The organism is Dellaglioa sp. CoH-57-MRSF-18 (genome assembly GCF_056781995.1).
The window spans coordinates 1-281 of the sequence record NZ_JBXAXX010000202.1; the positions used below are offsets into that span (position 1 = coordinate 1).

Here is a 281-nt window from a genome sequence, read left to right on the forward strand (position 1 = left end):
TTCGACATTGATGCGGCTGCGGCAGGGGCACAGATCATCACGCGTGATGGTCGCGGTGTCCAGCTGCTGGAGTACAGGCCCACTCTGCACGAGTCGGTGCGTGTACGTTGCCTCATTAATGGATCGAGGAACCCCATCACCTATTTCACTAACGGCTACAGAACCTTGGAGAAGAACACGAAATATGACCTCTTCCTCGTCAGATAAGTTTGCGGCGTCGATGCGTTCGCGAGCTATCAACTTCGACTATGTGGACGCGCACGGTTGGTACGGCACCAAGT

Annotated in this window: 1 protein-coding gene; it reads left to right on the forward strand. The window is 54.8% G+C overall.

Going from position 1 to position 281, the window contains the following annotated elements; genetic code table 11:
* The coding region (locus AC1RPG_RS08710; protein WP_481762589.1) for a hypothetical protein at positions 1-207 on the forward strand (207 nt) is incomplete at its 5' end.
* Positions 208-281: the final 74 nt, after the last annotated feature.